Here is a 26203-nt window from a genome sequence, read left to right as displayed (position 1 = left end):
CATCTGTGCCGACACTCCAACCACCCATGCAAAGCGACCGCGGCATGCCTCGCGGCAAGAATGTTTATTTAATGCTTTCCTGCTTTTAAACATTCTTATGCGTCAAATTTAGCGGCAAATTCGAGACTATAAAACGTATGATTTTAAGGATTGAGTCAAATTTGCAGTAGATAAAGCCGCCAAGCTCGCACTAAATTTAAGCTTTTTATAAAGTTTCGCCGAACAAATCAGGCTCTGGCGCGGCTAAATTTAGCATCGCTTCAAGCTCCTCTTTTTGGCATTTAACGAGCGCGTAGTGAAAATTTGAAAGATTTTTTAGCTCGGCAAGATCCTTAAATCTCATCGTAGCAGTCGCGCTTCCAGCAAAATCCTCAGGCACGCAGATCTCGATACCGCCGCTAAAATTTCGCCCTAGAAACGCCGCCTCCATATCAAAAAGCTCGTCGTCGCTCTCTGTGATAAAGGCTTGAGAGCTAGCGCCAAAAGGCACGACGCGAAAATTTTTATTTATAAAAACAGGCTCAAAATGCCCCAAATTTCGCGTATCGCCAAGCTTAAAAGAAAAGCCAGCGCGGATCAGATACTTTAAGAGCCCACACAGGTAGTGCGTGAAAACTTTAGGAAAATTTAAGTTTGGATAGTAAACGCCCTCGCAAACGACGCTAGAGGCAAACAGCGAGCCGCCCTGCGCGCAAACCGCATCCACATCGCTAAAAACGGTATCGTATAACGGCGCGATCTTGGATAAAATTTTAAGATCGTCGGTGAAAAACAGATCCCCTGCGCCCGCTTTCATTATCTTTATAAAAAGCCGCATCGCATCCTCTGGCAGCAAGCTAGCCGCGTTGCCATCGGCGTTTTTACCCAGACTCATGCGCGCGAGTAAGGCTTTTTGTACGAGATTAACGGAGCAAAATTTGAGATTTTTATAGCTAGCCTCAAAGCGCATTAGCCGCATCAGCGCGGCACTCAGACTATCGACCTTGATAAAGGCTACCTCGGGATCGATGACCTCGCATCTTTGCTCGACGAGTACGGCATAGGCGCCGTTTGCGACCGCCGCGGCTATCTCGTCCGCGCCTGCGCCAAGCCCGATGTAGGCGTAGCCCTGACGCACGTTTTTACTCTCAAACGCAAAGCCCTCCACGGCGCTGACGCTTGGTTTATTTAGCGCTTCGCCGTTGATGAGGCGCCTTAGGTTTTCGATATTCACGCGGTTTTAGCCTATTTCCGAGCCGTTTTTGACCGCAGCCATCGGTGCGATGAGGCACAGCGACCCATCCTCGGCGCTAAGGATCATACCCTCTGATATGTGACCGAAAATTTTAGCGGGTTTTAGGTTTGCCAGCACGCAGACCTGCTTGCCGACGAGGTCCGCCGGAGCGTAAAATTTGGCTATGCCCGATAAAATTTGACGCGGTTGCTCTTCGCCTAGATCAATCTTAAATTTAAGCAACTTCTCGCTACCTTCGATATTTGAGCACTCAAGCACCGTGCCTACTTTTATAACGCATTTTTTAAAGTCATCGATTTTTATTTTCGTGTCTGATTTTTCTTGCGGCGCAGGGGCGGTTTTGGCAGGTTCGCTCACGCTTGGCACCGCAGTAGCCATCAGCTCTTTTTCGATTTTTGGGAAAAGCGGCTGCGTTTTTTGCGCTTTAAAGTCCAAAATTTCGTTGTTTAGGATGATTTTTTTATAAGTAGCCGTCGAGATCTCAAAACCTAGCGTCTGCGCGATCTTTTCGCAGGTTTTTGGCATCGCAGGGCTTAGCAGTACGGCTACGCGAGCTAGCAGGTTCGCGCACAGCGACACGAGCGCGTTTGCTTCGTCTTTTTTGCCGCTTTTGATTAGATTCCACGGCTCAAATTTAGCTATCGAAGCGTTTGCGAGCGTTAGCGCCTTAAATAGCTCCTCAAGATAGCGGTTTGTGGCGAAACTTTCTAAATTTTTGATAGCGTTTTGCAGGTATTCATTGCCGCTATCTAAAACCTCGCCGTAAAATTTGCGTAAATTTTCGCCCTTTATCTCAAAGTCCGAGTATTTTTCGCTCATGCCCACTATGCGGCTTAAAAGATTACCCAGATCATTGCTAAGCTCGGAGTTTATGCGCTCGATCATAGCCTTTTGCGAGAAATCGCCGTCCTGCCCAAACGGCACTTCGCGAAGCATAAAGTAGCGGAAATTTTCTAGCCCGTACGCGTCTGCGACATCGCTTGGATTGATGACGTTGCCCTTGCTTTTGCTCATCTTTTCGCCGTCTCTCGTCCACCAGCCGTGAGCTGCGACGCAGCGAGGCAGCGGCAGATCAAGACTCATCAAAAACGCCGGCCAGTAGACCGCGTGAAAGCGCAAAATATCCTTGCCCACTATATGCGTCGCGCCCTTCCAGTAGTTCATCTTATCATCGCCGCGCGTGTAGCCAAGCGTGCTGAGATAGTTTATGAGCGCGTCCAGCCAGACGTACATAACGTGTCTTGGCTCGTTTAGGCTCGCGGGAAGCTTGATACCCCACTCAAAGCTCGTGCGAGTAATCGAGAGATCGCGCAGACCGCCTTTTACGAAGCTCACGACCTCGTTTTTCTTTCCGCGCGGCACGATACAGTCCTCATTCTCCTCGTACCACTTTAGTAGCGCATCTTGGTATTTTGATAGTTTGAAAAAATAGCTCTCCTCTTTTACCAAATTCGTCGGTCTGCCGCAGTCCGGACACCTCTCGTCCTCTAAAAGCTGCGTCTGCGTAAAAAAGCTCTCGCAGCTAACGCAGTAGTACCCCTCGTACTCGCCCTTGTAGATGTCGCCTTTTTGATACATTTTAAGAAATGCATTTTGCGCGGTGAGCTTGTGATAGTCGTCGGTCGTGCGGATAAAATGATCGTAGCTGATCTCAAATTTATCCCACAGCTCCCTAAATTTCGCGCTTATCTCGTCAGCGTAGGCTTGCGGCGTGTAGCCCTTTTTTGCGGCGGCTTGCTCGATCTTTTGCCCGTGTTCGTCGGTGCCGGTCATAAAGTACGTATCATCGCCCTTTAGCCTCGCAAATCTCGCCATCGTATCCGCGATCACGGTCGTGTAGGCGTGTCCGATGTGCGGCACGTCGTTTACGTAATAAATCGGGGTCGTAATATAAGTCGTGTTCATATCTTTCCTTTTTAAATTTAAAAATCAAATCCGCCGCCGTCGCCTTTAGACATCGAGCTATATACGGCGTCCACGTAGTTTTTGCGGGTTTTGCACTCAAACATCGCCTCGCAGGCAAAGCACGAGCTTAGCCCTTTTTCGCGCTGACAGGCTTGCAAAATTTCTCTTTGACGGTCAAGCTCCAGCTCAAATTCGTCTTTTTGAGTTGCGTCCGCTGCGTGCTCGCTCATTTCGCGCTTCCGTAAAATTTATGCAGTAAATTTATCTCGTCTTTGGAGCCGAAAAAGCAAGGCGTGGTTTGATGGATTTTTTCCACTTTCATATCAAAAAGCGTCGCCGAGTGTCCGTCGCTAGTCGCACCGCCCGCGCGCTCGTAGATGAAGGCAAACGGCAGCACCTCAAATAGCGCTCTTAGCTTGCCATTTGGCGCGTCGCTCGTAGCAGGATAACTAAATAACCCACCGCCTTTTAGTAAAATTTGATGCAGGTCGCTCACCATGGCGCCTGAGTATCTGAGGCGATATCCCTGCAAAAACAGCTCGCGGATAAATTTAGCGTGAGTTTCGCTCCAGCCTTTTTGCGTCGCGCCCGTAGCGTTTAGCTTGCCTTTTTGCGCGAGCGCTAGATTTTTGATAAATTTAAACTCGCCGTCCCTGCCCAGGCGGTAAAGTGCGGGAACTGCCCCCTCCTCGCAAAGCACGAGCTCTAGGCGCGGGCCGTAAACGACATAGGCGGCGGCTTTTAGATTTTGCGGCGTTAGTTCGTTTTCGTAAATGCCAAAAATCGAGCCGATGGAAAAATTTACATCCACCAGGCTAGAGCCGTCTAGCGGATCGTATGCGACGATAAATTTAGCACTCTCGTTTAGCGTCAGCATATCCTCTTTTTCCTCGCTAACGAGCGCTTTTACGCTGGCTAAATTTGCAAACTCGGCCGTGATGATCTCGTCGCTTCTCACGTCTAGCTTTAGCTGCGTGTCGCCCGTGGCGTTAGCATGGTCGGTGTAGCCCAGATCGGCGTACTTTATCTCTTCGCCGATTTTTACGGCGATCTTTTTAATCGTTTCGAAAATTTCGTTCATTTTAACACCTTTGCGTTTTTTAATATCCACTCGCAGATGGCCTGCGTATCGTCTAGATCGAAGTTTGGCTTATCGATCTCGTAGTCTTTTTGATAGCTTGCGATCGCGTTTGAAAAGCTAAGATAATCCTCGTTTATCTCGTCCTTAAACACGCTGATGCGCGGTAGTGGCAGAGTTTTTAGCCCCTCAACTAGCAGCAAATCAAACTCACCCGCCATCGCTACGACATCCTCCACGCTCTTGCTCTCCTGCGAGAAAAAAGTCGTGCGCGTCGGACTCATGACCGCGACCTCGGCGCCTATTTGACTAAATTTGTAGCTATCCTTGCCCTCGACGTCAAACCTCGCCTTGTCGCCTGGGTCGTGTTTGATGATCACGACTTTTAGCCCGTCATCGATAAATTTTTTGGCGACCTTTAAAATAAGCGTGGTTTTGCCGCTATTTGAAGGTCCGGAAAACGCCATCGCCGCTTTTTTCATTTTTCTCCGAATTTTTGAATTTTGCGCGAATTATAGCAAATTTAGGCTTTTTAAAAGCAAAATTTATCTAAAATAAGGCCAAATTTAGCGAGGTTTTAAAATGAAAAAGAGCATATTTTTTTTAAGTTTTATTTTGGCGTTAGTCGGCTGTGCGGATAAAAAATATATCCACGAACCGTTAAAAAACGAGCTTTTAGCCTACACTAGCAAATCTGAAATCATAGATGCCAAGACGAATATCCTAATCGTCGCGACTTATCTAAACCCGATCTATAGCGAGCTTGTGGGCGAGCAAAAAAGAGAGATATTCGTCGTGGCCGTGCATCCTAAAGAGGCTAAAATTTTAGAGGATAGTTTTAGCGCAAACGGCTCGCAGCGAGGCATCATGGTTAGACGCCTGACCGCCAACGATCCGCTTTTGGAAAAAGTGAGCTTTGAAGTGCCGTGGGCTCAGTATTTCGAGGTCAGCACTCCAGAGATCAAAAGCGATAAAATCAATATTAATTTCGAAATTTATCCGTCAAAGCAGGTTTCTTTGAGCTTTCAAAAAGTGTCGAAATCGATGTACTGGAACGGAGAAGCCTTAGGTAGATAACATAGTTTGCGAGTACCTTTTTGCCGTAGTCGCGGCTCTCGGCGAAGGGTACTAGCTCCATGGATAAAAACGGCTCATATTTGCCTTCGTTAAAAAGGTCGCCTCGCTGAAGCATCTTTTTAGTAAAGCCGATACCGCCGTTATATGCGTAAGCGACAAAAAGCGGATGGTAGAGGTATTTCTCCAAATAATTTAAGTGGTGGTCCGCAAATTTTAACGCAAGACGCGGATCAAACATATCGTCCTGATCAAAATTTGGGATTGCAAGCTCTTTTTTGCCGATATGGTTAGCCAAAAACGGCATAAACTGCATCATACCAAGCGCATAAGAGGTTGAGATAACAGCCGGGATAAAGCGGCTCTCTTGCCTACCGATCGCGTAAAGAAGCGCTTTTCTAGTCGCATTTACGTCTTCAAGCTCATCAACAAACGGCATGACGAAGTAGCTATCCTTGTAGCCGCTTGCCTTTTCCATCAGGTAGGCATACTGCCCCAGCGTCTCTTTGGTGTTAAAAGTCTCGGAGTGCTTTGCGGCATCCTCGGCGCTCATCTCTTTTATCATTTTAAACGTCTTTTGCCACAAAAACGGGTCTTTTATATCGTAGTCAGCTACCTTTTCTTTCGTAGGCGTCGGCGAGACGATGTTTGCGGCCGGACTTGCGCCCGTTAGTTCGTTTGCATAAAGCGTATAGATATTTACGTCGCGGCTTTGATTTAACTTATCAAGATAGATTGTATTTTTACTTAGTAGATACAGCCAAAACACGGCGTTATCCTTGCGGTCCTGCCTATCAAATGCCGCCTCGGCTCTAGCAAAAAACCTCATCGCGTCTTTTGGAGAATTTAATAAAACCGCGTTTATGCCTAGCATAAAGGCATCCTTGCCAGCAAGCTCCGTTTCTTTTATCGCTAGAAAATTTTGCCTAAATTTGGCCGATTTTTTATCGATTATCAAATCATTTGCTAGAACGTGAAACTCTTTTTTAGCTGCGAGCGAATTTATAAAATTTGCGTCAAATATCTTGTCAAATTTATCCTTATGCGAGGACTGTTTAAAATAAACCAAAAACGCGTCCGTATCGTTAAATTTGGCAAATTCGTCCTCTGGATGCTTTTCGTTTAGCGAGCTCAAGCGGCGGTAAAGAAGCGGATCGGAGTCTTTAAATTTATCCGCTAGCTTTTGCCTCGTCTCCTTTTTTAGCTTCATCATAAAAGGCACTCTGAGGCACTGTTTTTGGCAGGTTACGTTTGCATCCAGGATATTTTTCACGTCCACGCTATCGCAGTTTCCTTTGACCTTTTTTGGCGGCAAAATCTCAGCCAGTTTCTTTGCCAGTACACCCGCTCGGCGAAAGACGTCTTTGTTTAAAATTTGCGCCTGCTCCTTGGTGTAGTCGCCTTCGGTTAAAAGACGGTAAAAATAATAATCCTTGGCAAGCCCCTTAGGCTCGTCTTTTATCTCCTCAAAACTCTTAACTCCGCCAAACGCCGCCACCGCAAAAATCGCGGGCAGGATAAATTTAAGCAGCGTACGCAAACATAAGCCTTACGAAAAATCTATCTATAAACTGAAGCGCCAAAAGCACGATAATAGGCGCTATATCTATACCGCCAAAAACCGTCGGTATCACGCGGCGGATAGCGGCATAGACGGGCTCGGTGAGGCGGTAGAGCAGCTGCACGATAGGGTTATATGGATCAGGGCGCACCCAGCTTATGATCGCTGCGCCTATGATGATCCACGTGTAGGCGCTGATAACGATATGCAGGATACTGCCGACTGCTTCTAAAAATACCGAAAATATCATCGTAAAATTTCCTTTAGATACGGTTTGATGAGCGGATATAGCTCGCTAAGCTCGGGACCGTGTTCGGCGCCCGTGAGCAAAATTCTAAGCGGCATAAAAAAGCCTTTTCCTTTTAGCCCGGTCGCATCCATGAGGGCTTTTTTTAGCTTGTTAAATTCATCAAAATCGCTCAAATTTAGCGAATTTACAGCGGCTTTTATAGCCTCGCAACCCTCTTTAAACTCATCTGGGATAAATTTGGTCGCGAAAATCGCATCAACCTTGGCCTTTATCTCGGTTAGCAGGCTGCTTTCTTGCGTGTAAAATCTAGCTATAGCGGCAAATTCGGGCTTTATACCCATTAGCGCGGCTAGCCTTGCATCGCTTGCTCTTTTTATGTGCTCGCGGTTGATGTGCTCTAGCTGTTTGACGTCAAATTTGGCCGGAGAGGCCGAAACTTTCGAGATATCAAACCACTGCGCCGCCTCCTCGATCGTAAAGATTTCAACCGGCGCCTTGTAGCCTAGCGAAACGATGTAGTTTGCGATGGCTTCTGGCATAAAGCCTTGCGAGAGTAGCCATTTTACGCTACTTTCGTTCTCGCGTTTGCTCATTTTTTTGCCCTCGACGTTTAGGATGATAGGCAGGTGAGCGTAGTTTATCTTTTGCGTATAGCCTAGACCCTCGCGGATAAGGTCTTGTTTTGGCGTGTTGCTGACGTGATCCTCGCCGCGGATGACAAAAGTAACGCCCTCTAGCATATCATCGACCGCGCAGGCGAAGTTATAAGTCGGCGTAAAATCAGCGCGCATAATCACGAAACTATCGACGTTTTCAGGCTCAAAGCTTATCTCGCCCTTTATAGCGTCTTTAAATTTCATCGTGCCTAACGGTTTTTTCATACGCACGACGAAAGGTTTTTGGTTATTTAGCACTTCGTTGTCGCTTAGGTGCTCGCATGTGCCGTCGTAGCGGTAGGCTTCGCCTCTAGCCTTTGCGGCCTCTTTTTTGGCTTCAAGCTCGCTTTCGGTGCAAAAGCACGAAAACGCCTTTTTATCTATCAAAAGCTTTGCGGCAAACTCGCGGTGAAATTTCAAATTTTTACTTTGATAATAAAGTGTGTCCCATTTTATACCGAAAAGCTCTAAAATTTCTAAAATTTCCTTGTCTTTTCCGGGGATATTGCGCTCCCTGTCGGTATCCTCGATGCGGATGATAAAGCCGCTTTTATCCTGAAGCGAGCAGACGTAGTTTAGGATCGCAACCCTCAAATTTCCCAGATGCATATCGCCTGTCGGCGACGGCGCAAAACGATACATTTTTGCTTCCTTATTGATTTTTAGGGGCGATTATAGCATTTTAAGAATTTAACTTGGCTTTTTTATCTTTTGTGAAGCTAAAATAAATATAATTGATATCTAATTTTAAAATGCAAAGGAAAAACATGAGTTTCATTAAGGAATTCAAAGAGTTCGCGATGCGCGGTAACGTCATCGATATGGCTGTGGGCGTCGTGATCGGCGGCGCTTTTGGCAAGATCGTTAGCTCACTAGTGGGCGACGTGATCATGCCAATCGTAGGCGTACTAACGGGCGGCGTAAATTTTACGGATTTAAAATTTACGCTAAAAGACGCGGTCGGCGATACGGCTGCCGTAACCGTAAACTACGGCTCGTTTATACAAACAATGGTCGATTTTACGATTATCGCGTTTTGTATTTTCTGCGTCGTTAAAGCTATAAATTCGCTCAAAAAACCAAAAGAAGAGCCAAAAGCCGAAGAGCCTGCGCCGATACCTGAGGATGTTGCACTTCTAACCGAGATCAGAGATCTTTTAAAAAATAAATAAGAACGCCAAATGCTAGAGCAAATCCCGTTTTTTCAGGGGCTAAACGAGGCCGAGTTAAAAAGGCTAGAAGATATCAGCATCCTAAAAAAGTATAAAAAGGGCGAGTTTTTATTTATGGAGGGCGAGGAGTCAAAGTGGCTCCACCTCCTCATAAAAGGCTCTCTCAAGCTCTATAAAATAGGCCCAAAAGGCAAAGAAATTTTTATGCATCAGTTTAACGGGATTAGCTTCGTAGCCGAGCTTGCCAACTTTGAAAATATCAAATTTCCGGCGACGGCGATATTTTTAACAGGCGGCGAAGTGCTCAAAATCGACTACGATAAATTTTACGCCGAGTTTTTATCAAACCCGCGCGTATCGCTGCAAATCATCAAATCGCTCTCGCAAAAGCTAAAAATCGCAAGCGAGCTAATACATCAAGAACTCGTGCTAAACTCCGAGGCCAAGGTCGCAAGATTTCTCGTTAATCACGCCGATCTTTTTGATGAGCTAAAACACATCAAAATCGCTTCCATCCTAAACATCACGCCAGAGACGTTTTCAAGGATCTTAGCGAAATTTAAAACCCAAAATTTGATCGAACTAGACGCAAATAATAAAATCGTAAATATCGCTACAAACGAACTTTCGGAGATGTTTGAGGGATAGCTGCGGCTACTTGCTCATTTGTTAAATTGAACTCTCAATTTGCTCAAATCTTAATCAAATTTGACACTATTTAACGCCAAATTTGGGCACAGATTTTTAATTTTTCTTCTTTTGCGCAGCTTCGGTATCTGCTATCGAGGTAATTTCGTATTTTTGATCGATATAGCCCATTTCTAGTAGCTTATTAAAGATTTTAGCCGTGAGAGGTCCCGCAGCCAGACCGCCGTGTCCGCCGTGCTCGATGATAACGGTAACGGCATAGCGAGGCTCCTCGTAAGGTCCATAGGTCGTGACCCACGCGTGCGAGCGGCGTAGATACTCCATGTCCTCTTCTTTCATACGCTTTTTTTCGGCCTGCGAAATACCCACGACCTGCGCGGTACCAGTTTTCGCCGCTAGCGTGAGCTTAGCCTCTTTAAAATACTTATGCGCGGTGCCTTTTTTGTGATTTACGACCTCATACATCGCTCTTTGGATATACGGCAGCTGCTTTTTCTCAAACGGCGTGAGGATATCGTCGGCAGGCTCAAATTTGACCTCCTCGCCGTTTACGCTGCGTAAAAAATGCGGAACGATATTTTTCCCGGTCGCCAATATACCAGTATATCGCACCACCTGCATCGGCGTCACAAGAAAGTTGCCTTGCCCAATCGAAGTAATGAGTGTCTCTCCCTGATACCACGGCTGAGCGTACTTTTGCATTTTCCACTCGCGTCCAGGCACGATACCGACAAATTCATTTGGCAGATCCACGCCGCTTTTTTGCCCGAAACCCAGCCGCTCTAAAACCGGCGAGATAGCGTCTATACCGACCTTTAAGCTGCCCTTATAAAAATAATCGTCGCAGCTCTCGCGGATGGCCGAATTCATGTCTACAAAGCCATGTCCGTAGACGTTCCAGCAGCGAAAATTTCGCCCTCCAAGCTCAAATGAGCCCGAGCAGAAATATCCATCGGCGCGGTTCATCTTGCCGGTATCTAAAAACGCCATCGCTACGCCCATTTTTATAACCGAGCCCGGCGGATAAAGACCGTTTACGAGCTTGTTCGTAAACGGATGATCGATACTTTTAACGAGCTCGTCCCACTTAGCCTGCGATAACCCCGTAACAAACGGGTTTAAATCATACTCGGGGAAGCTACCCGCAGCCAGTATCGAGCCGTCTCTTACGTCCATCACGATAATGACGCCCGCGTTATCGCCGAAAATTTCCTCGATGTACCTTTGCATCTCAAGGTCGATCGTGAGCGAGATATCCGAGCTTTGCGGATAACTCACCGAGATCTCCTCGACCTCCTGATTTAGCGCATTTACTTTTACCTTTCGCACGCCCTCTTGCCCCTGCAAAACGGAGTTATAAAAGCGCTCCGCGCCGCTTCTGCCCGTGTGATTGGTTAGCTTTGCGACGGTATCGGACTCGACGTCTTGCTGATTTGCGCGGCCAACGTAGCCGATGATGTGAGAGGCTAAGCTGTTGTATGGATAGTGGCGCTTGGAGGCCGGTTTAACTTCCAAATTTTCTCGCAGTGAGAGCTCGGCTATACGCGGTATCATCTTGTCATAGTCCATAAAATCAATAATCTGAATAAAATCTTGATTATAAGGCGAGTCGGCCTTGACGTATTCGCGCTTTAGCTTCGTGACGTTTAGGTCCTCGAATAAATTTTGCAAATTTGCAAGCTCAGCGTCTAAAATTTCCGCCCTCTTGCCGTTTAGATGCGGTTTTAGGGCGACGGAAAAGCCGAGTCGATTTACCGCCATCGGACGCCCCTTGGCATCTAAAATAAGCCCGCGCACCGGAGCTAAATACTGCGTTTTGACCGCATTTTGTTCGGCAATCTCCTCATAAAAATCGTTTGATTTGACGCTTAGATAATAAACTCTCACCAGCAAAAGCACCCAGACGCTAAATATGATGCCAAACACTATGCGCATCCTCATAAGCGTCCCCTAAACAAAATCACCGCCAAAACAGACTCCACGCCGACATAGACCAGGTACTCGTAGTCAAATTTTAGCATCGGCAAATTTGCCGCGTAAGATATAAAAGAGCTCGTCGCACAGGTCCAAACGTAGCCGCTAGCGACAAATCCTGCTGCCAAAAGCTCTCTTGATTTTAGCGTAACGATGAGCCAATCAGACATAAAATGATAAAAAAGCATAAACGCGATCACTGCCGAAAACAGCGCAAATCCGTGTGCCTGCTCGGCAAAAGTGAGGTAAAATAGACAAAAATACCACTCCTTGCCAAACTCTTTGAGCGTCTTTTGTTTCTGCAAGGTTAGCGTGATCATATAGGTAAAAAATATCCCGATAAGAGGCGGCAGGTACGCAAATACGGTCGTTAGGCTCTGATAAAAAACAAGAAAAGACACCCAAGCAAGCTGTTTTAAAAATCGCTTCTCCGCGCCCAGTCTTCGCATCGCCGCACTCGTTTGCATGGTTATAAATTTATAGCTAAATTTATAAACTTAGCTTTTTGGCTGCTTAAATTTGTAAATTTAGCTAAAAAATTTGAAGACAAGAGCGCTAAAATTTGCCTGCGGCTTTTTGATTTCATTACAGCCCCAGTGCGTTTAGATATATAAGCTCGTTTGCCTTTTCTACGCCGGTTTTTTTAAGCGCCGAGACGAAATGCGCGCCTGGATAGACCTTTAAAACAGCGCTTTTTTGGCTTTGATTTAGCTTGTCTGATTTTGTGAGGAAGTTTAAAATCTTTTGATCTGGGCGCAGGAAGCTTTGCAAATAGTCGTTTACGTCTTTATCTATCTGCATATCAAACTGGCGCGAGTCGATGAGATGCACGAAAAGCTTGATATTGGCTCTAAATTTTAGATATTCGTCGAGGTTTTTTCTCCACTGCGCGTGCATGCTTTTGGCAACTTTGGCGTACCCAAAACCAGGCAGATCAACGAAAGTCAAATTTGCCCTCTCCTCGCTTAGCTCGTCTTGCTCGTTTTTGACGCCACGCGCATACTCAACCTCAAAAAAATTTATGAGGCGCGTTTTGCCGGGCGTCGAGCTGCTCTTGGCTAGGCTTTTTTGGTTTACGAGAGCGTTTATGAGGCTGCTTTTGCCCACGTTTGAGCGCCCAAGAAAAGCCACTTCGCTAGAGTTTGCAGGCGGAGCTAGTGAGATGTCGGGCGCCGAGATAAAAAATTTTGCGTTTAAAACGCGGATCACTTTTTGTCCTCGACTTGGAATATAAATTTAACCGGCTCTTTTTTGCCGCTGTTTACGTTATACGTGCCGCTATTTTGATTGACGGTGATCTTTTCGCCGTAGACTTTTTTATCGGTTTCTATCTCATGCAAAAAACCGTTGCCGTTTATCGTATATAAATTTGGCGTAGGCTCGTAAACAAGCTCGCTACCGCTGCCGTCGTATGTTTTATTTTTGATAAATACTCTAAATTTGGCATTGCCGGAAGCGACATATTTTAGCGGATTTCGCTTTTTGTCGAAATATATCACTACCAAATTTGCAGTGAGTGTATCCTTGCCTTTTTTAATATTTACATTGCCTTTAAATTCGCTTATTTGCTTGCCTTCGTCGGCATAAAACTCGTCTGCTGTGATCTCCACCTGCTCTGCTAAAAGCGGTAAAGCGCTAAGTGCCAAAACTAAAGCCACTTTTTTAAAACCAAAATTTATCATTTTCCGTCCTATCTTTTTCTATCTTGCTCTATTAAAGCAAAGGCCTTTTTGATATAAGCTTTTTTTAACTCAAAGTCATAAACCAGGGCTTTGCCGACTATTTTATCTTCGTTTTTCGTTAGCGTAAAAGGCGTTTGTGTAGTAGCTACTTTTGTTGCAGTACTATAAATGACCTCGTCTGAGAAAAAAGCCAGATTTTCGTTATTTACATAGCGCGCATTACCCTTAAGTATAATTCGACCGCCGTTATAAAACGCTTTATCGGAGCTCACGTTATGCTCTTTGTTATCTTTAAAAATTTCCGCTCTAAATTTGATAAATTCGTCAAATTCAGAGTATCTATTCCAAGTATCGGCTTCATATCTGGCATTTACTACAGTAGCATTCATCTCGTAGTCAGTGACTGCGTCCATCTGCATGTTTGCACTCACTTCGCCGCCCTTTAAGAGTTCGCTATAGTAAGGCTCCTCAATCGCCAAATAAACCATCGCCACGCTAAAAACGCTGACGACTAGGTAAAAAATCCTTATAACCAACGCTTAGCCCACTCTTGCATTAAGCCCTCGCTGCGGATAAGTATCTCTATCATCTCGCGCACCGCGCCGTTGCCGCCTTTATAGTTGAGCCTCGTTCTTACTTCAAGCTCTTTGATCGCGTTTTTTGGCTTAAAGCTCCATCCGACGCTTTTTAACAGCTTGTAGTCGTTGTAATCGTCACCTATTGCTGCAGCGTTTTCAAACTCAAGTCCTTCAAATTTGAGTATCTGTTTTGCGGTTTCAAATTTATCGCTAACGCCTTGATATACGTGCGTTATCTTTAGATCCTGCGCCCTTTTTTCGACGATAGGCGAGCTTCTGCCAGTGATGATCGCGACTTTTTTACCGAGCTTTAGCCAGCTCTCGATAGCGTATCCATCCTTAACGTCAAAAAATTTAAGCTCGTCACCGTTTGGGCTATAAACGATCTTGCCGTCGGTTAGACAGCCATCTACATCTAAAAATATAATCTCTATCATAGCACGCCTTTCGTGCTAGGTACGCCGACTCTAGCATTTTTAGCTAGAGCTCTTCTTAGCGCGACGGCGCAAGCTTTAAAGCTTGCCTCCAAAATATGATGAGAGTTTCGTCCGCGGATTTTAGCGATATGCAAGGTGATTGCAGCATTAAACGCTAGGGCTTGGAAAAACTCGTTCACTAACTCTATGTCGAATTCGCCGACTTTGCCCTCGTTTATACTTTCATATACCAAAAACGGGCGATTTGAAAGATCAAGAGCGCAGTTTACCGCCGCCTCGTCCATCACCACCGTCGCCTCACCAAATCTCTCCACACCGCTAAGCGGATAAATTTTCTCGCGCAAAGCTTGCCCGATGACAATACCTACATCCTCTACGCTATGATGAAAATCTACATGCAAATCGCCCTTGCAAACAAGCTTCATATCAAAAAGCGCGTGCTTACAAAAGGCCTCAAGCATGTGGTCAAAAAATCCTATGCCCGTGCTTATCTCGGCTTTGCCGCTACCGTAAATTTCAAGCTCTAGGCTAATATCCGTCTCTTTTGTCTTTCTTTGCATTTTATTCCCTTACGAAAAAGGCGCCAGAGATATGTCCTGCGCTTATGAAGTCTTTTGCTTCCTCTTCGCTTCTAAAGCCGCTTATAAATACCCTGTAAATTTTACCGCCGTCAATATCATACGACTTTATAACAGTATCATAGGCGCCGTTGCCGTATTGTCCAGCGTGCTGCCGTTTATGAGCATTTGCGCCGCTTAAATTTTTAAATGCGCCGATTTGCACCATAAAAATACCGCCCACAAAAGACTGTTCCTGTTGCGGTTGCGCTTTGGTTTGCGCGTTCGTTTTTTGCGAGTCGCTAGGTTGTTTTGAGCTAGGCTGCGAGGATGCTACGGTCGCACTACCGACATTCCCGTTAAATCCAACGACTTCTAGTAAAACAGGGGCCGTGCCGGCATTAAATACGTCAAGCTTAACCGCGCCGGTTTTTGACAAATCTATCACGCGCCCAGCAACGAAAGGACCGCGGTCGTTTATGCGCACAACGATATTTTTACCGTTTTTTATATTCGTCACGCGCACCATCGTATTCATTGGTAAAGTTTTATGCGCCGCCGTCATAGCGTGCATATCGTAAGTCTCACCGCTTGATGTCTTTTTGCCGTGAAAATCCGGACCATACCAGCTAGCAATACCGCTAGCTCTGTCGCCGACCTTGACGACCGTAGGATAATAGGTTTTTCCATTTATAGTGTATGGGCGCATAGTAGCCGCATGCATGCCTTTTGAAGAGCTCATCTTGCCGCTTTTTTTAGTGCCGCCACTAGCGGTAATCCCCCCGGAAGGTGAAGTTAAAAACGAACATCCGCTCATAAAAAAAACAACAAATAGACTAAAAAATGTAAATTTAGCCCTACTCAGTCGCTGCAAGTTTTGCTCCAATCGAGCTATTTGAGCTCATAAGCGTATTAGCTTCTTTTAAATCTTCAAGCGCTACATCAAATTTCTGAGAAACTTCGCCGAGCGTATCGCCGCTTTTTACCATATATTCGGCTAGATAGTTAACATTTTGTTCACTTGGGATAACTAATTTTTGACTAGGCTTTATCTCGCTTGAAGCAAGACCATTATATTCTTTTATAATTTTATGATTTACACCTGTTTTTTCAGCTATAGTTAGCAATGTATCATTTTCTTGAACGGTATAAAATTCAAATTTTCTATTTTGAATAGCTTCAAAGTTATCGCTAAACATTTTCTTTTTATTTGACGGAATATAAAGATAATAAGGCTTCTCCGTAGGTGGAGTATAAACAAATTTTAGATGCATATTATATTCTTTCATCTTTTTTAGGCTAAGCCCTATGCTGTCTCCGACTTCCATCAGCGTTGTACCGCCAGGAACGTCTATCTTTGTTAGTTCTATGCCCTTTGTGCCGCTTAAAGTCTGCGTTTTAGCTAGCAAATTTTCTTGCTCTTTAGCTATGTGTGCAATAGTTAAAATTTTCTTTACGAAATTTTTTGTTTCTTTTGGGATATAACTCTTTTTATCATCTAGCAACGTATCTAAATCAGTAGTTCCTGCTTTTTTGATACCCTCCCTCAGTCGAGTATCGCCGCAATTATAAGCCATCATAGCAAGATACCACTTGCCAAAATCATCTTTTAGGCTCTGTAGATATTTTGTAGCTGCCAGCGTAGAAGCTATCGGGTCTTTTCGCTCGTCAGTGTATTTATCGACCCTAAGGCCGTAAAGTTTCGCCGTAGATTCCATAAACTGCCAAATTCCGATGGCTTTTTTGCTAGAAACTATATGATTTGAAAAACCCGACTCAGTCATAGCAAGATATAAAAATGGTTCCGGAATACCAGAGTCTTTTATAATCTTTTGAAGCATCGGGATATGCCTATAACCACTTTTGACCGTATCCACAAACTCTTTTCTCTTACCGTCTTTAATGGAATTTTTTATAGAAGCATAGTGAGAACTTTTTAAAAATTTGGCGTCTATGTCGAATTCTTTTAATATCATCTTTTGGGTTTGTTCTGCATCGTTACTGGCTGGGGCCGCAAGAAGCCACCCAATACATGCCAAATACAGCATTATTACTCTAAAGATTTTCATTTTTCTCCTTGATTACGTGTTAAATTTCATAAAGATTTTCTTTGCATTTTTTGTCGTTATTTTTATTACCTCTTCTTCTTCTAAATTTAAAATCTCAGCCATCTTGGTTGCAACCAAGCGCGTGAAGGCCGGCTCATTTCTACGCCCCCTAAATGGCTCAGGCGTTAGATACGGCGCATCTGTTTCAAGCAGCAACCTATCTCGCGGAATTTGCGGCAAAATTTGAACCAAATTTTTTGCATTTTTAAAGGTTAAAACCCCGCCGATACCAAAGTAAAACTCGCCCATTTTTGCAAGCTCTAGGAGGAGGGGCGAAGCGTTATAACAGTGTAAAACTGCCCCAACCAACCTGCCTGCATACTCTTTTAAGATATTAAAACTATCTTCGTTTGCATCTCTAATATGCAAAATAACCGGCAAATTTAACTCCGCCGCCATATCAAGCTGCGCTCTAAATATGCGCTTTTGCTCTGCTTTTTCAAGCTCTTTTTCGTTTTCGTCTCTGGGCAAGCGAAAATAATCAAGCCCACACTCGCCCACGGCAACGCATTTTTCGTCTTTTGCAAATTTATAAAGCGTTTGCACGTCAAATTCATCCTTGTCGTACGGATGAACTCCGACAGCAAAAAATACATTTTCAAATTCTCGGGCTATTTTAGCCGCTTTTGGTAAATCATTAATATCAGCCCCCGGTATCAGTATCCCGCCGATGCCGCTTTCTCGAGAGCTTGCGATAACTTTTTCTATATCGCTATCAAAGCTTTTATCATCCAAATGACAGTGTGTATCTATTATCATCAGGCTATTTCTACCCTATTTCGACCATTTTCTTTTGCTCTATGAAGAGCCTCATCGGCTATATCTAAAATTTCATCTACAGCATAATCTGTCTTACCAAAAGTAACCCCTATTGAAACTGAAATTTTAACAGGCTCGTTTTTTATGTTTATCGGATTGGCGGCCATGCCTGCCCTTAGACTGACTAAAAATTTCACCGCATCCTCTTGTGGCATATTTTTCAATACAACACAAAATTCCCCACTGCCAAATCTAGCAACAATATCATTGCTTTTTGTGTCGTCTATTAGTCTTTTTGCTATGTGTTTTAAAATTTTATCACCGCCGTCTTGCCCATACTTATCATTAATATCTTTTAGTCCATCAACATCTATCAAGGCAACTGCATAAGGCGCAGGATTTTCCTCTATACTCGATAAATACTCCTGCATATCATCATAAAAATATCTCCTATTAAATAACCCTGTTAGAAAATCTCTATTGGCAAAATCAGCGATTTGATTTATATTTTCCATCGCTTCGATTAGATTATTTACCCTGCAGACAAGCTCCTCTTTTACAAAAGGTTTTGCAATAAAATCATTTGCTCCATTTTTCAAAAACATCGCGCCGTTTACGCCATCTTCGGGGCTAGTCATCATTATAACGCCTATTTGATCTTTATCTCCGGCGGTCCTTATTTCTTTTAACACCTCAAGGCCGTCTTTTACTGGCATTTTATAATCAGAAACAATAATTTTAATATCAGGGTTATCAGCAAAGTAATTCATTGCCTCCTCGCCGTGAGCAGCGGTAAATACATGAAACTGAAGGCTGGTTAATATTTTTTTTAGAACACTCCGAAGTTGCGCAGAATCTTCAACAACCATTGCCTTGTACCGCCTGTTGTCGCTAAGACGATTTATCGTTTTAAATATATAATTTATGTCGTCCATATTGCCTTTATAGACGTAGTCCACGATATCTTTATGAATAAAACTCTCTCTGGTGGCGTCATCTATACTGCCCGTTAGCACGATACTGGGCAGACCTTTTGAGATAACGTAGTCCACGATTTCTCCGTTTGGCGCGTCTGGCAAATTTAGATCAAGTAGCGCGATAAAATAATCTTTTGAATTATTTAAAAACACTTGCGCTTCAGCCATAGTGTGCGCCACATCGATATCCATCTCGACCTTGTCTTCCATTTTTTTTGCGATTAGCTTGGCTAGAGCTTTATTATCTTCTACTATTAAAATTTTATTTTTTTCCATATATTCCCATTTGAAAATTTTTGCAAATATACCATTACTTTTCTTTTTTCAACCTAAATTTTAAGCCAAACTTAAACAACCAAAAGCTGGCGAGCGAAATTTATCGCCTCCTCAGTTATACGTTCGCCGCTTATCATTCTAGCTAGCTCAGATACGCGCTCTTCGCCTTTTAGCTCCCTTACGTTCGAGGTTTCGCCGCGCTTTTCGACTAGAAAATGCGAATCAGCCTTAGAGCTAAGTTGCGGCTGATGCGAGATAGCAAAAATTTGATAAAATTTGGCCAAATTTAGCAGCACGTTTGCGATACTCATCGCCTCTTTTCCGCTTAGATTCGCGTCTATTTCATCTAGGATTATGACGCCCTCGCCGCCTCCCATGATCTTGCTTTCGCTTGCGATAAATGCTAGCCTTAGGCGGTTTAGCTCGCCCGAGCTTAGATTTTTTAGCGCCGTGTCGTTTAGGCTCAAATTTACCTCATCCCTACCTGCGGCGTCTAGGGTTTTGCTATTTATCTTTAATAAAATCTCACTCATATAAAGCTCTTTTAGAAACGAATTTATGAGCGACTCAAGCTCTTTTAAATTTGCTGCGCGAGCCTGGCTGATTTTATCCGCCAGCGCGTTTACTGCGGTTTCATTTTGCTTAAATTTACGCTCCAGCTCGCTTTTTTCAAAGCTTATGTTTTCGTATCTTGCTAGCTCTGCCTTGCGCGTTTTTAGCGTCTGCAAAGCCTCCTCCTCGCCGCCGTAGCGACGCACGAGCGAGTTTATCGCCTCGATGCGGTCTAGCACGCCCTCGATATCCACATCCTCTAGCTCGTCCATGTTTAGATTTTCACGCGCTACTCGCAGTTCGTTCATCGCCTCTTCAAAAAAGCTGCTATCGACGTCGCTGATGTTTAGCGCGTCTACTACGGGTTGCTCGAAATTAAAAATTTGCTCCGCCCTATTCCACGCTTCTAAAATTTTATCTTTTTTACTTAGGCGCTTTTTTAGCTCCATTAGCTCGTCAAATTCGCCGATTTTCGGGCTCACGCTTTCTATTTTATTGATTTCGAAAGAAGCAAATTCTTTTAGCTCCTCCACCCTTTTTTCTTCTTCGATTATTTTTTTCAGCTCGCGAGAAATTTGGCTAAATTCATCAAATTTGAGCCTAAATTCGCTAAAAATTTCGTTAAATTTAGCGTCTTTTTTCGCCTGCAAGCTATCTAGCAAATTTAAAAATCTCTCGTTTTCAAATTCGTTTATTTCCTTTGCGGATAGGTATTTTACGTGCTCTTTGGCAATGCTGGCTAGATTTTTTTTAGAAACGGCTTGCGAGTTTATAAAATACCGCGTCGTTTTGTCGCGAAATAGCTTAAAGGTATTTATCTCCTCGCTCTCAAGGCCGAATTCCTCAAGGTCAAATTTATGCGAGACGTCGGCCTCTATCAGCTTTGCTTCGCTATCCTTTAGCCCCAAAACCGCCATTATCGAGCCCATCAGGACCGATTTACCAGCACCACTCACGCCAGTAAACACGCTAAGTCCGCGCCCGAAATTTAACTCGACGTTTTCAAAACTCAAATTTTGCTTTATCAAAATCCGCTCAATCATTATAACCCCAATGCAGCTTTTCTTTTAAAATTTGAAAATAATCTCTCCCGACGTGGCGGATTAGCCGCGCCGTGTTCGCGCTTAGCGTCATACTTACGCTCTCAAGCTCGCTCATCTTATACCTATCCTGCCCGTCGATAACCAGCACCGCCGCGCTCGCGGTTTTAAATTTGATCTCAAATCCGCGCGGAAGCACGACCGGGCGCTGCGTGAGCGAGTGCGAGCAAACGGGCGTCACCAAAAACACCTCGCTCAAAGGATAGGTTATCGCCCCGCCCGCGCTCATGTTGTATCCGGTTGATCCCACCGGCGTAGAGACGATGACGCCGTCGCCAAAATACGCGTTAAAGTATTTTTCGTTCCAAAAGGCCTCCACGTGCGTCATGGAGCCAACCTTTTCGCCCACGATTACAGCGTCGTTAAATGCGATTTTGCGTAAAATTTCGCCGCTTTTTTTGCGCAAAAAAACGTCAAGCATAAAAGGGGTCTCGACCTCAAATTTGCCCTCGAAAAACTCGGCGAAAAACTTCTCGCATTCATTCATCGTGATATCGGTCAAAAATCCCAGCCTGCCCGCATGAATGCCGAGCACGAAGGGCGAAATCTCGGCCGCGTTTCTACAAAGCGAGATGATCGTGCCGTCGCCTCCGAGCGAGATCAAAAAATCGCACTCCGTAGCCAGCTCGCACACCTCAAATCCTTGCAAATTTGAGCCCTCTTTTAAATTTAGATGTTTAGCCGCCGCGTTTTCAAATAAAATTTGAACGCCGTACCTAGCCAAAATCTCGCGCAAAATTCGCATGTTTTTGACCGCGTCGCCGTTGATTTTCGCGACTAATCCGACCGTTTTTATCTTGGAAGGAAGCAATAAATTCTCTTTTTTCATAGAGCGGATTTTATCACATTTTGTTTTAAAAAAGCTGGGAAAAAGCAAATTTCTAGTATAATGGGCGCGTTAAAAACAGCAAAAGGAGTGAAAATGCGTAGCCATTACTGCACTGATTTAAGCAGTGCCGACATAGGCAAAGAAGTTACGCTTTGCGGCTGGGTAAATACCTACCGCGACCACGGCGGCGTTATATTTTTGGACCTGCGCGATCGCACGGGACTGATCCAGATCGTCTGCGATCCTGCAGATAGCAAGAGCTCTCACGAGGCAGCGTCGCACATTCGCGACGAGTACGTTCTAAGGATAAAAGGCAAGGTCCGCGCTCGCGGCGAAGGCCTGGTAAATCCACGCCTAAAAACGGGCGAGATCGAAGTAATCGCTAGCGAAGTGATAGTAGAAAACCCGAGCGAGGTGCTACCTTTCGTCATCGGCGACGAGAGCGTAAACGAGGACATTAGGCTAAAATATAGATTTTTAGACCTTAGAAACGAAAAACTTCAAAATATCTTTAAAATGCGCTCAAAAGCGGCAATCGCAGCTAGAAACAGCCTAGATAAAATGGGCTTTATAGAGTTTGAAACGCCGATTTTAACGCGCGCTACGCCTGAGGGTGCGAGAGACTATCTAGTGCCTAGCCGCGTATATCCGGGCCAGTTTTACGCCCTGCCGCAAAGCCCACAGCTTTTTAAACAGCTTTTGATGTGTTCTGGCTTTGATAAATACTTCCAGATCGCAAAATGCTTCCGCGACGAGGACTTGCGCGCCGATAGACAGCCTGAATTTACGCAGATAGATATCGAGATGAGCTTCATCGAGCAAGAAGACATCCTAAATATGGCCGAAAATATGCTAAAAGACGTATTTGCCGCATGCGGATACGATATACAAATCCCCTTCCGCCGCATGAGCTACAAAGAGGCGACCGAGAGCTACGGCAGCGATAAGCCCGACTTGCGATACGATCTAAAGATGATCGACGTTATCGATATTTTCGCGCGCTCTAGCAATGAAATCTTTAGCAAAATCGCAACCGAACCTAAGAAAAACCGCATCAAGGCGCTAAAAGTGCCAAACGGCGATAATATCTTTAGCAAGCGCGAGATGAACCGTTTTGAGGAATTCGTCCGCAAATTCGGCGCTCAGGGCCTTGGCTACTTCCAGATGAAAGAGGACGGGCTAAAAGGACCGCTTTGCAAATTTTTCGAGCAAAGCGACCTCGACGAGATCGTGGCTCGCTGCGAGCTAAAAGTCGGCGACGTCGTATTTTTTGGCGCTGGCAAGAAAAAAGTCGTACTTGACTACATGGGACGATTTAGGATTTTCCTCGCCGAGCAAATGGGCATCATCGACCAAAACAAAATGGAGTTTTTGTGGGTGCTTGACTTTCCGATGTTTGAGCAAAACGACGACGGCAGCTACTCAGCCATGCACCATCCGTTTACTATGCCTAAAAACATCGACGAGCCCGATCTCGAGGACATCCTATCGGTCGCTCACGACGTCGTGCTTAACGGCTATGAGCTTGGCGGCGGCAGCGTGAGGATACACAAAAACGACGTTCAGCAAAAAGTATTTAAGTTGCTAGGTATCGACGAAGCTGAGCAACGCGAGAAATTTGGCTTCTTGCTTGATGCGTTAAGCTTTGGCGCGCCTCCGCACGGCGGTATCGCGATCGGCTTTGACAGGCTAAATATGCTAGTAAATAAAACCAACTCAATCCGCGATGTCATCGCCTTCCCTAAAACTCAGCGCGCTCAGTGCCCGCTAACAAAAGCGCCGAGCGAAGCTAGTGCGGAGCAGTTGAGGGAGCTAGGGTTAAGGCTGCGAGAAAAAGAAAAATAAGCTTGAAAGCGTCGTCTCGCTGCGCTATACGTCGTTGGTTTTAAAATTTGGCACTCCGCAGGCTACACGCCTAGCGCACGCTTAAATTTTAAAACCGCCTAGTCTAGCTTGGCGATACTTTCGCTACAAATTTATTGAATCTTATTTTTTATTTTAAAGAAAAGGCGAAGTATCTTGCGATGAATTTAAATGTTGCGAAGAAATTTTCGACCGAAGATAGAACATATAGTTCATCGAAGGAGAAAATTTCTAGCTCATTTAAAAGCGCGCAAGAGGCAAGCCGTTTAAAGGAAAATTTATGAAAAAACTATTTTTAATCATCGGCGCTCCAGGCTCCGGCAAAACCACCGACGCATCGCTAATCGCGCAAGAGGACTCCAAATTTGCGCACTTCTCAACGGGCGATCTGCTCCGTGCAGAGGTTGCTAGCGGCTCAGAGCTAGGCAAACTAATCGACGGCTTTATCTCAAAAGGCAACCTAGTTCCGCTTGACGTCGTCGTAAATGCGATCGTCTCAGCGATCAAAAGCTCGGACAAATCAAACGTCATCATCGACGGCTATCCGCGTAGCGTCGAGCAGATGACCGAGCTAGACAAGGTGCTAGCCGCACAAAACGAGATCACGTTAAAAGGCGTGATCGAAGTGGACGTTAGCGAAGCCGTCGCACGCGAGAGAGTACTCGGACGAGCACGCGGAGCCGACGACAACAACGAGGTTTTCAACAACCGCATGAAAGTTTATTTAGAGCCGATCGAGGCGATACGCAAATTTTACAAAGAAAAAAGCCTACTTCACGTCGTAAACGGCGAGCGCGCGATCGAGCCTATCGTGGCCGACGTCAAAGCTCTCGTAAATAGCCTATAAACATTATTTTAGAGCCTCGAGTAAGGCTCTAAATTTAAGCTTTTTTATAAATCCAAATTAACAAATAATTCACGAAATATCATTAAAATCCGCACTATGATTTCACGAAAATCACATCAAATTTAAAGGATACGTAATGTTTAAGAAAATAGTTTTATCAGCGGCTCTTGCTAGCGCGATGTTTGCAGCAGGCGGATTCGTCGGCAAAGGCGCCACGAGCGCAAGCACGGTGAAACAAGCCCTAGCGCTACCAGATGACGCTCGCGTCGTGCTTGAAGGCAAGATCGTCTCCGAGTTTCGCCCTGAGCACTACCTGTTCGTCGATAAAAACGGCGACACGATCGAAGTCGAGATCGATAACAATGACTGGAGAGGCGTAACCGTCGATGAAAACACGCCCGTGCGCATCCAAGGCAAGGTCGATAAGGACTTTATGGAAACCTCTATCAACGTAAAAAGTATCGAAATAATCAAATGATTTTAGGGCGGTTCGCCGCCTTAAAATTTCCCCAAATTTTAATTCCCTCAAAATTTACAAATTTTACTTTTTAGCATCAAATTTACCGCCGTAATGCCAGCCAAATTTTGGCCTACTTCAACTTCCGTTTTACTCCAAATTTAGCCGAGATTTTATATAATCTCTTACTCAAATTTCAAGGCAAGTATCTCAAGGCGTTTTACTACAAAACGCCGCGTGATAGGAGCTTTACAAAGGATAAAAATGGACGTTTCAAAAATCAAAGCAGGCTCAAACCCAGACAAAATCAACGCCGTGATCGAGATCCCGTACGGCTCGAACATAAAATACGAAATCGACAAAGATAGCGGCGCGGTCGTGGTCGATCGCGTACTCTACTCGGCGATGTTCTACCCGGCAAACTACGGCTTCGTGCCAAACACGCTCGCAGCAGACGGCGATCCTGCCGATATCTTGGTGCTAAACGAATACCCTCTGCAAGCTGGTAGCGTCATCCCGTGCCGCCTAATCGGCGTGCTCGTGATGGAGGATGAAGCTGGCATGGATGAGAAGCTACTTGCCGTACCGGTTACCAAGATTGACCCGCGATTTGACGGGATCAAAAGCTACAAAGACCTGCCTGAGGCCACTTTAAATAAGATCAAAAATTTCTTTGAAACTTATAAAATTTTAGAGCCTAACAAATGGGTCAAGGTTAAAGAATTTAAAGATGCAAACGCCGCAAAAGAGATCCTAGACGCGGCAATCAAAAACTACAAATAAGCCGCTGCTAGGCTTGCTTGGCCGCCGCCTCGTTAAACCTAAACAAGCGGCGGCCAAATTTAAACTCGCGAAAAAATCAAAAGGATAAAAATGGATATATTAAAGCTACTTTTGGGCAACTCAGGCGGTATGATAGATGCGATGTCGCAAAAAAGCGGACTGGGCACAAACGACGTAGAAGCCGTGATTTCTAAGATCGCGCCGATTTTCATGCAAAGAGCCAACGAGAATTTTAAATCTGATGCCGATTCGTCAAATTTCCTAGATATGATCCGCCGCTCAAACCTTGACGAGATGACTGGCACCCCGCAAAACGTCAGCGTCGCCGAAGGCAACGAGCTACTAGGCGTACTAACGGGCTCGAAAGAAAACAGCAGGGCTCTAGCTAGCGACGTGGGCTCGCAGCTAGGCATCAGCGCAGACTCCATCAAAACCCTGCTACCGATGATCGCGCCGATGATTGCGGGCATGCTAAACAATCAGCTCAAAGCATCAAATTTGCAAGACTCTGCAGATAGCGGCTCCATGATGTCGATGCTTACGCAGTTTTTGGATCAGAACAAAGACGGCTCGATCATGGACGATATCTTTAGGATCGCGGGCGACTTTTTCGGTAAAAAATAGGCGGATTTCGCCTATTTTAGCCATTTTGGCTTTGAGCCACTCGTCTAAATTTGAGCTTTATTCATACTATGCTTTTTGCGCCGCAATGCGCATTTTTCTATCCTTAACAATTTTTAATCTGCGCCAAGAAACGGCACTCATGCTACTTTAACTAGAACGGCTAAATTTATAAAAAATAAAATTTGATCAGCGCCAGCCGCTGCCTCAAATTTATGCCGAATT

At 44.9% G+C, this 26203-nt stretch carries 30 protein-coding genes; 9 read left to right on the top strand and 21 right to left on the bottom strand.

Annotated elements, in window-relative coordinates:
* Positions 1-205: 205 nt before the first annotated feature.
* Genes CSUNSWCD_RS03080 through mobB form a run of 5 tightly spaced genes read right to left on the bottom strand, consistent with a single transcriptional unit; the run spans position 206 to position 4699 of the window.
* Positions 206-1213 carry a hypothetical protein gene (locus CSUNSWCD_RS03080; protein WP_009493746.1) on the bottom strand — a complete coding sequence of 336 codons (1008 nt, stop codon included), beginning with the start codon at positions 1211-1213 and terminating at the stop codon, positions 206-208.
* Positions 1214-1219: 6 nt separating this feature from the next.
* The gene (gene metG, locus CSUNSWCD_RS03075) at positions 1220-3139 is read right to left on the bottom strand and encodes a methionine--tRNA ligase (protein WP_009493744.1); all 1920 of its coding nucleotides are present in this window, start codon (positions 3137-3139) and stop codon (positions 1220-1222) included.
* Between the two features lie 17 nt (positions 3140-3156).
* Entirely contained in the window at positions 3157-3369 is a 213-nt protein-coding gene (locus CSUNSWCD_RS03070) for a hypothetical protein (RefSeq protein WP_009493742.1), read from the bottom strand.
* A complete protein-coding gene (locus CSUNSWCD_RS03065; protein WP_009493740.1) occupies positions 3366-4220 on the bottom strand; it encodes a class 1 fructose-bisphosphatase in 855 nt (284 codons plus the stop codon). Before CSUNSWCD_RS03065 ends, CSUNSWCD_RS03070 begins: the two co-directional genes overlap by 4 nt.
* Positions 4217-4699, bottom strand: coding sequence for a molybdopterin-guanine dinucleotide biosynthesis protein B (mobB, locus tag CSUNSWCD_RS03060; protein WP_009493738.1), 483 nt, complete (start codon positions 4697-4699; stop codon positions 4217-4219). The genes CSUNSWCD_RS03065 and mobB overlap by 4 nt, the downstream gene beginning before the upstream one ends.
* A 100-nt stretch (positions 4700-4799) precedes the next feature.
* Between mobB and CSUNSWCD_RS03055 the strand changes: the two genes are divergently transcribed.
* The gene (locus tag CSUNSWCD_RS03055) at positions 4800-5294 is read left to right on the top strand and encodes a hypothetical protein (protein WP_034964210.1); all 495 of its coding nucleotides are present in this window, start codon (positions 4800-4802) and stop codon (positions 5292-5294) included.
* Here the strand turns inward: CSUNSWCD_RS03055 and CSUNSWCD_RS03050 are convergent.
* Genes CSUNSWCD_RS03050 through gltX form a run of 3 tightly spaced genes read right to left on the bottom strand, consistent with a single transcriptional unit; the run spans position 5200 to position 8400 of the window.
* Positions 5200-6831 (bottom strand): lytic transglycosylase domain-containing protein, encoded by a 1632-nt coding sequence (locus CSUNSWCD_RS03050; RefSeq protein WP_009493734.1) that lies wholly within the window; start codon positions 6829-6831, stop codon positions 5200-5202. The genes CSUNSWCD_RS03055 and CSUNSWCD_RS03050 overlap by 95 nt on opposite strands.
* Positions 6815-7102, bottom strand: coding sequence for a YggT family protein (locus tag CSUNSWCD_RS03045; RefSeq protein ID WP_009493732.1), 288 nt, complete (start codon positions 7100-7102; stop codon positions 6815-6817). Before CSUNSWCD_RS03045 ends, CSUNSWCD_RS03050 begins: the two co-directional genes overlap by 17 nt.
* On the bottom strand, positions 7099-8400 hold the full coding sequence (gltX, locus tag CSUNSWCD_RS03040; protein ID WP_009493730.1) for a glutamate--tRNA ligase: 1302 nt from the start codon (positions 8398-8400) through the stop codon (positions 7099-7101). Before gltX ends, CSUNSWCD_RS03045 begins: the two co-directional genes overlap by 4 nt.
* Before the next feature lie 125 nt (positions 8401-8525).
* On the opposite strand from gltX, the gene mscL reads away from it, so the two are divergent.
* Together mscL and CSUNSWCD_RS03030 are read left to right on the top strand one after the other, a co-directional pair.
* Positions 8526-8930, top strand: a complete 405-nt coding sequence (gene mscL / locus CSUNSWCD_RS03035; protein ID WP_009493728.1) for a large-conductance mechanosensitive channel protein MscL — start codon at positions 8526-8528, stop codon at positions 8928-8930.
* Positions 8931-8939: 9 nt separating this feature from the next.
* Positions 8940-9578 carry a Crp/Fnr family transcriptional regulator gene (locus CSUNSWCD_RS03030; protein WP_009493726.1) on the top strand — a complete coding sequence of 213 codons (639 nt, stop codon included), beginning with the start codon at positions 8940-8942 and terminating at the stop codon, positions 9576-9578.
* 96 nt (positions 9579-9674) lie between these two features.
* On the opposite strand, the gene mrdA is transcribed toward CSUNSWCD_RS03030, so the two are convergent.
* From mrdA to CSUNSWCD_RS02965, 13 genes are all read right to left on the bottom strand, one after another.
* A complete protein-coding gene (mrdA, locus tag CSUNSWCD_RS03025; protein WP_034964207.1) occupies positions 9675-11519 on the bottom strand; it encodes a penicillin-binding protein 2 in 1845 nt (614 codons plus the stop codon).
* A complete protein-coding gene (locus tag CSUNSWCD_RS03020) occupies positions 11516-12001 on the bottom strand; it encodes a hypothetical protein (RefSeq protein WP_009493722.1) in 486 nt (161 codons plus the stop codon). The genes mrdA and CSUNSWCD_RS03020 overlap by 4 nt, the downstream gene beginning before the upstream one ends.
* 136 nt (positions 12002-12137) lie before the next feature.
* On the bottom strand, positions 12138-12761 hold the full coding sequence (gene yihA / locus CSUNSWCD_RS03015; RefSeq protein WP_009493718.1) for a ribosome biogenesis GTP-binding protein YihA/YsxC: 624 nt from the start codon (positions 12759-12761) through the stop codon (positions 12138-12140).
* Complete coding sequence (gene lptA, locus CSUNSWCD_RS03010) at positions 12758-13234, bottom strand: lipopolysaccharide transport periplasmic protein LptA (RefSeq protein ID WP_009493716.1); 477 nt, start codon at positions 13232-13234, stop codon at positions 12758-12760. The genes yihA and lptA overlap by 4 nt, the downstream gene beginning before the upstream one ends.
* Positions 13235-13242: 8 nt before the next feature.
* Positions 13243-13770, bottom strand: a complete 528-nt coding sequence (gene lptC, locus CSUNSWCD_RS03005) for an LPS export ABC transporter periplasmic protein LptC (RefSeq protein WP_009493714.1) — start codon at positions 13768-13770, stop codon at positions 13243-13245.
* Positions 13761-14249 (bottom strand): KdsC family phosphatase, encoded by a 489-nt coding sequence (locus tag CSUNSWCD_RS03000; protein ID WP_009493712.1) that lies wholly within the window; start codon positions 14247-14249, stop codon positions 13761-13763. Before CSUNSWCD_RS03000 ends, lptC begins: the two co-directional genes overlap by 10 nt.
* Positions 14246-14809, bottom strand: a complete 564-nt coding sequence (hisB, locus tag CSUNSWCD_RS02995; RefSeq protein WP_009493710.1) for an imidazoleglycerol-phosphate dehydratase HisB — start codon at positions 14807-14809, stop codon at positions 14246-14248. Before hisB ends, CSUNSWCD_RS03000 begins: the two co-directional genes overlap by 4 nt.
* 1 nt (position 14810) lies before the next feature.
* Positions 14811-15680 carry a septal ring lytic transglycosylase RlpA family protein gene (locus tag CSUNSWCD_RS02990; protein WP_208853711.1) on the bottom strand — a complete coding sequence of 290 codons (870 nt, stop codon included), beginning with the start codon at positions 15678-15680 and terminating at the stop codon, positions 14811-14813.
* Complete coding sequence (locus CSUNSWCD_RS02985; RefSeq protein WP_009493706.1) at positions 15664-16875, bottom strand: lytic transglycosylase domain-containing protein; 1212 nt, start codon at positions 16873-16875, stop codon at positions 15664-15666. Before CSUNSWCD_RS02985 ends, CSUNSWCD_RS02990 begins: the two co-directional genes overlap by 17 nt.
* Before the next feature lie 12 nt (positions 16876-16887).
* Positions 16888-17673, bottom strand: a complete 786-nt coding sequence (locus tag CSUNSWCD_RS02980) for a TatD family hydrolase (RefSeq protein WP_034964204.1) — start codon at positions 17671-17673, stop codon at positions 16888-16890.
* The gene (locus CSUNSWCD_RS02975) at positions 17673-18926 is read right to left on the bottom strand and encodes a GGDEF domain-containing response regulator (protein WP_009493702.1); all 1254 of its coding nucleotides are present in this window, start codon (positions 18924-18926) and stop codon (positions 17673-17675) included. The genes CSUNSWCD_RS02980 and CSUNSWCD_RS02975 overlap by 1 nt, the downstream gene beginning before the upstream one ends.
* 71 nt (positions 18927-18997) lie before the next feature.
* A complete protein-coding gene (locus tag CSUNSWCD_RS02970) occupies positions 18998-20521 on the bottom strand; it encodes an AAA family ATPase (protein WP_009493699.1) in 1524 nt (507 codons plus the stop codon).
* Entirely contained in the window at positions 20514-21407 is an 894-nt protein-coding gene (locus CSUNSWCD_RS02965) for an NAD(+) kinase (protein WP_034964256.1), read from the bottom strand. Before CSUNSWCD_RS02965 ends, CSUNSWCD_RS02970 begins: the two co-directional genes overlap by 8 nt.
* 93 nt (positions 21408-21500) lie before the next feature.
* On the opposite strand from CSUNSWCD_RS02965, the gene aspS reads away from it, so the two are divergent.
* The 6 genes from aspS (at position 21501) to CSUNSWCD_RS02940 (ending at position 25981) form a co-directional block, all read left to right on the top strand.
* Positions 21501-23252: an aspartate--tRNA ligase gene (gene aspS, locus CSUNSWCD_RS02960; protein ID WP_034964201.1), complete on the top strand. Its 1752-nt coding sequence runs from the start codon at positions 21501-21503 to the stop codon at positions 23250-23252.
* A 179-nt stretch (positions 23253-23431) separates the two neighbouring features.
* On the top strand, positions 23432-23554 hold the full coding sequence (locus tag CSUNSWCD_RS11850) for a hypothetical protein (RefSeq protein ID WP_277418899.1): 123 nt from the start codon (positions 23432-23434) through the stop codon (positions 23552-23554).
* Positions 23551-24117: an adenylate kinase gene (locus CSUNSWCD_RS02955; protein WP_009493691.1), complete on the top strand. Its 567-nt coding sequence runs from the start codon at positions 23551-23553 to the stop codon at positions 24115-24117. Before CSUNSWCD_RS11850 ends, CSUNSWCD_RS02955 begins: the two co-directional genes overlap by 4 nt.
* A 136-nt stretch (positions 24118-24253) precedes the next feature.
* Positions 24254-24595 (top strand): YgiW/YdeI family stress tolerance OB fold protein, encoded by a 342-nt coding sequence (locus CSUNSWCD_RS02950; RefSeq protein WP_009493689.1) that lies wholly within the window; start codon positions 24254-24256, stop codon positions 24593-24595.
* A 243-nt stretch (positions 24596-24838) separates the two neighbouring features.
* Positions 24839-25357: an inorganic diphosphatase gene (gene ppa / locus CSUNSWCD_RS02945; RefSeq protein WP_009493687.1), complete on the top strand. Its 519-nt coding sequence runs from the start codon at positions 24839-24841 to the stop codon at positions 25355-25357.
* Positions 25358-25447: 90 nt separating this feature from the next.
* On the top strand, positions 25448-25981 hold the full coding sequence (locus CSUNSWCD_RS02940; RefSeq protein WP_009493685.1) for a DUF937 domain-containing protein: 534 nt from the start codon (positions 25448-25450) through the stop codon (positions 25979-25981).
* The last annotated feature ends 222 nt before the right edge of the window (positions 25982-26203 follow it).

Source organism: Campylobacter showae CSUNSWCD, assembly GCF_000313615.1.
Classification (GTDB): Bacteria; Campylobacterota; Campylobacteria; order Campylobacterales; family Campylobacteraceae; genus Campylobacter_A; species Campylobacter_A showae_A.
Note: the sequence above shows the minus strand (reverse complement) of the source record. Positions and strands in the feature narration are given on the sequence as shown.

Bases quoted from the DNA above. Each gene is read 5' to 3' on its own strand.
- metG (WP_009493744.1), bottom strand. From the start codon at position 3,139: ATGAACACGACTTATATTACGACCCCGATTTATTACGTAAACGACGTG.
- CSUNSWCD_RS03070 (WP_009493742.1), bottom strand. From the start codon at position 3,369: ATGAGCGAGCACGCAGCGGACGCAACTCAAAAAGACGAATTTGAGCTG.
- CSUNSWCD_RS03065 (WP_009493740.1), bottom strand. From the start codon at position 4,220: ATGAACGAAATTTTCGAAACGATTAAAAAGATCGCCGTAAAAATCGGC.
- mobB (WP_009493738.1), bottom strand. From the start codon at position 4,699: ATGAAAAAAGCGGCGATGGCGTTTTCCGGACCTTCAAATAGCGGCAAA.
- CSUNSWCD_RS03055 (WP_034964210.1), top strand. From the start codon at position 4,800: ATGAAAAAGAGCATATTTTTTTTAAGTTTTATTTTGGCGTTAGTCGGC.
- CSUNSWCD_RS03045 (WP_009493732.1), bottom strand. From the start codon at position 7,102: ATGATATTTTCGGTATTTTTAGAAGCAGTCGGCAGTATCCTGCATATC.
- gltX (WP_009493730.1), bottom strand. From the start codon at position 8,400: ATGTATCGTTTTGCGCCGTCGCCGACAGGCGATATGCATCTGGGAAAT.
- mscL (WP_009493728.1), top strand. From the start codon at position 8,526: ATGAGTTTCATTAAGGAATTCAAAGAGTTCGCGATGCGCGGTAACGTC.
- CSUNSWCD_RS03030 (WP_009493726.1), top strand. From the start codon at position 8,940: ATGCTAGAGCAAATCCCGTTTTTTCAGGGGCTAAACGAGGCCGAGTTA.
- mrdA (WP_034964207.1), bottom strand. From the start codon at position 11,519: ATGAGGATGCGCATAGTGTTTGGCATCATATTTAGCGTCTGGGTGCTT.
- CSUNSWCD_RS03020 (WP_009493722.1), bottom strand. From the start codon at position 12,001: ATGCGAAGACTGGGCGCGGAGAAGCGATTTTTAAAACAGCTTGCTTGG.
- lptA (WP_009493716.1), bottom strand. From the start codon at position 13,234: ATGATAAATTTTGGTTTTAAAAAAGTGGCTTTAGTTTTGGCACTTAGC.
- CSUNSWCD_RS03000 (WP_009493712.1), bottom strand. From the start codon at position 14,249: ATGATAGAGATTATATTTTTAGATGTAGATGGCTGTCTAACCGACGGC.
- hisB (WP_009493710.1), bottom strand. From the start codon at position 14,809: ATGCAAAGAAAGACAAAAGAGACGGATATTAGCCTAGAGCTTGAAATT.
- CSUNSWCD_RS02985 (WP_009493706.1), bottom strand. From the start codon at position 16,875: ATGAAAATCTTTAGAGTAATAATGCTGTATTTGGCATGTATTGGGTGG.
- CSUNSWCD_RS02980 (WP_034964204.1), bottom strand. From the start codon at position 17,673: ATGATAATAGATACACACTGTCATTTGGATGATAAAAGCTTTGATAGC.
- CSUNSWCD_RS02975 (WP_009493702.1), bottom strand. From the start codon at position 18,926: ATGGAAAAAAATAAAATTTTAATAGTAGAAGATAATAAAGCTCTAGCC.
- CSUNSWCD_RS02970 (WP_009493699.1), bottom strand. From the start codon at position 20,521: ATGATTGAGCGGATTTTGATAAAGCAAAATTTGAGTTTTGAAAACGTC.
- CSUNSWCD_RS02965 (WP_034964256.1), bottom strand. From the start codon at position 21,407: ATGAAAAAAGAGAATTTATTGCTTCCTTCCAAGATAAAAACGGTCGGA.
- aspS (WP_034964201.1), top strand. From the start codon at position 21,501: ATGCGTAGCCATTACTGCACTGATTTAAGCAGTGCCGACATAGGCAAA.
- CSUNSWCD_RS11850 (WP_277418899.1), top strand. From the start codon at position 23,432: ATGAATTTAAATGTTGCGAAGAAATTTTCGACCGAAGATAGAACATAT.
- CSUNSWCD_RS02955 (WP_009493691.1), top strand. From the start codon at position 23,551: ATGAAAAAACTATTTTTAATCATCGGCGCTCCAGGCTCCGGCAAAACC.
- CSUNSWCD_RS02950 (WP_009493689.1), top strand. From the start codon at position 24,254: ATGTTTAAGAAAATAGTTTTATCAGCGGCTCTTGCTAGCGCGATGTTT.
- ppa (WP_009493687.1), top strand. From the start codon at position 24,839: ATGGACGTTTCAAAAATCAAAGCAGGCTCAAACCCAGACAAAATCAAC.
- CSUNSWCD_RS02940 (WP_009493685.1), top strand. From the start codon at position 25,448: ATGGATATATTAAAGCTACTTTTGGGCAACTCAGGCGGTATGATAGAT.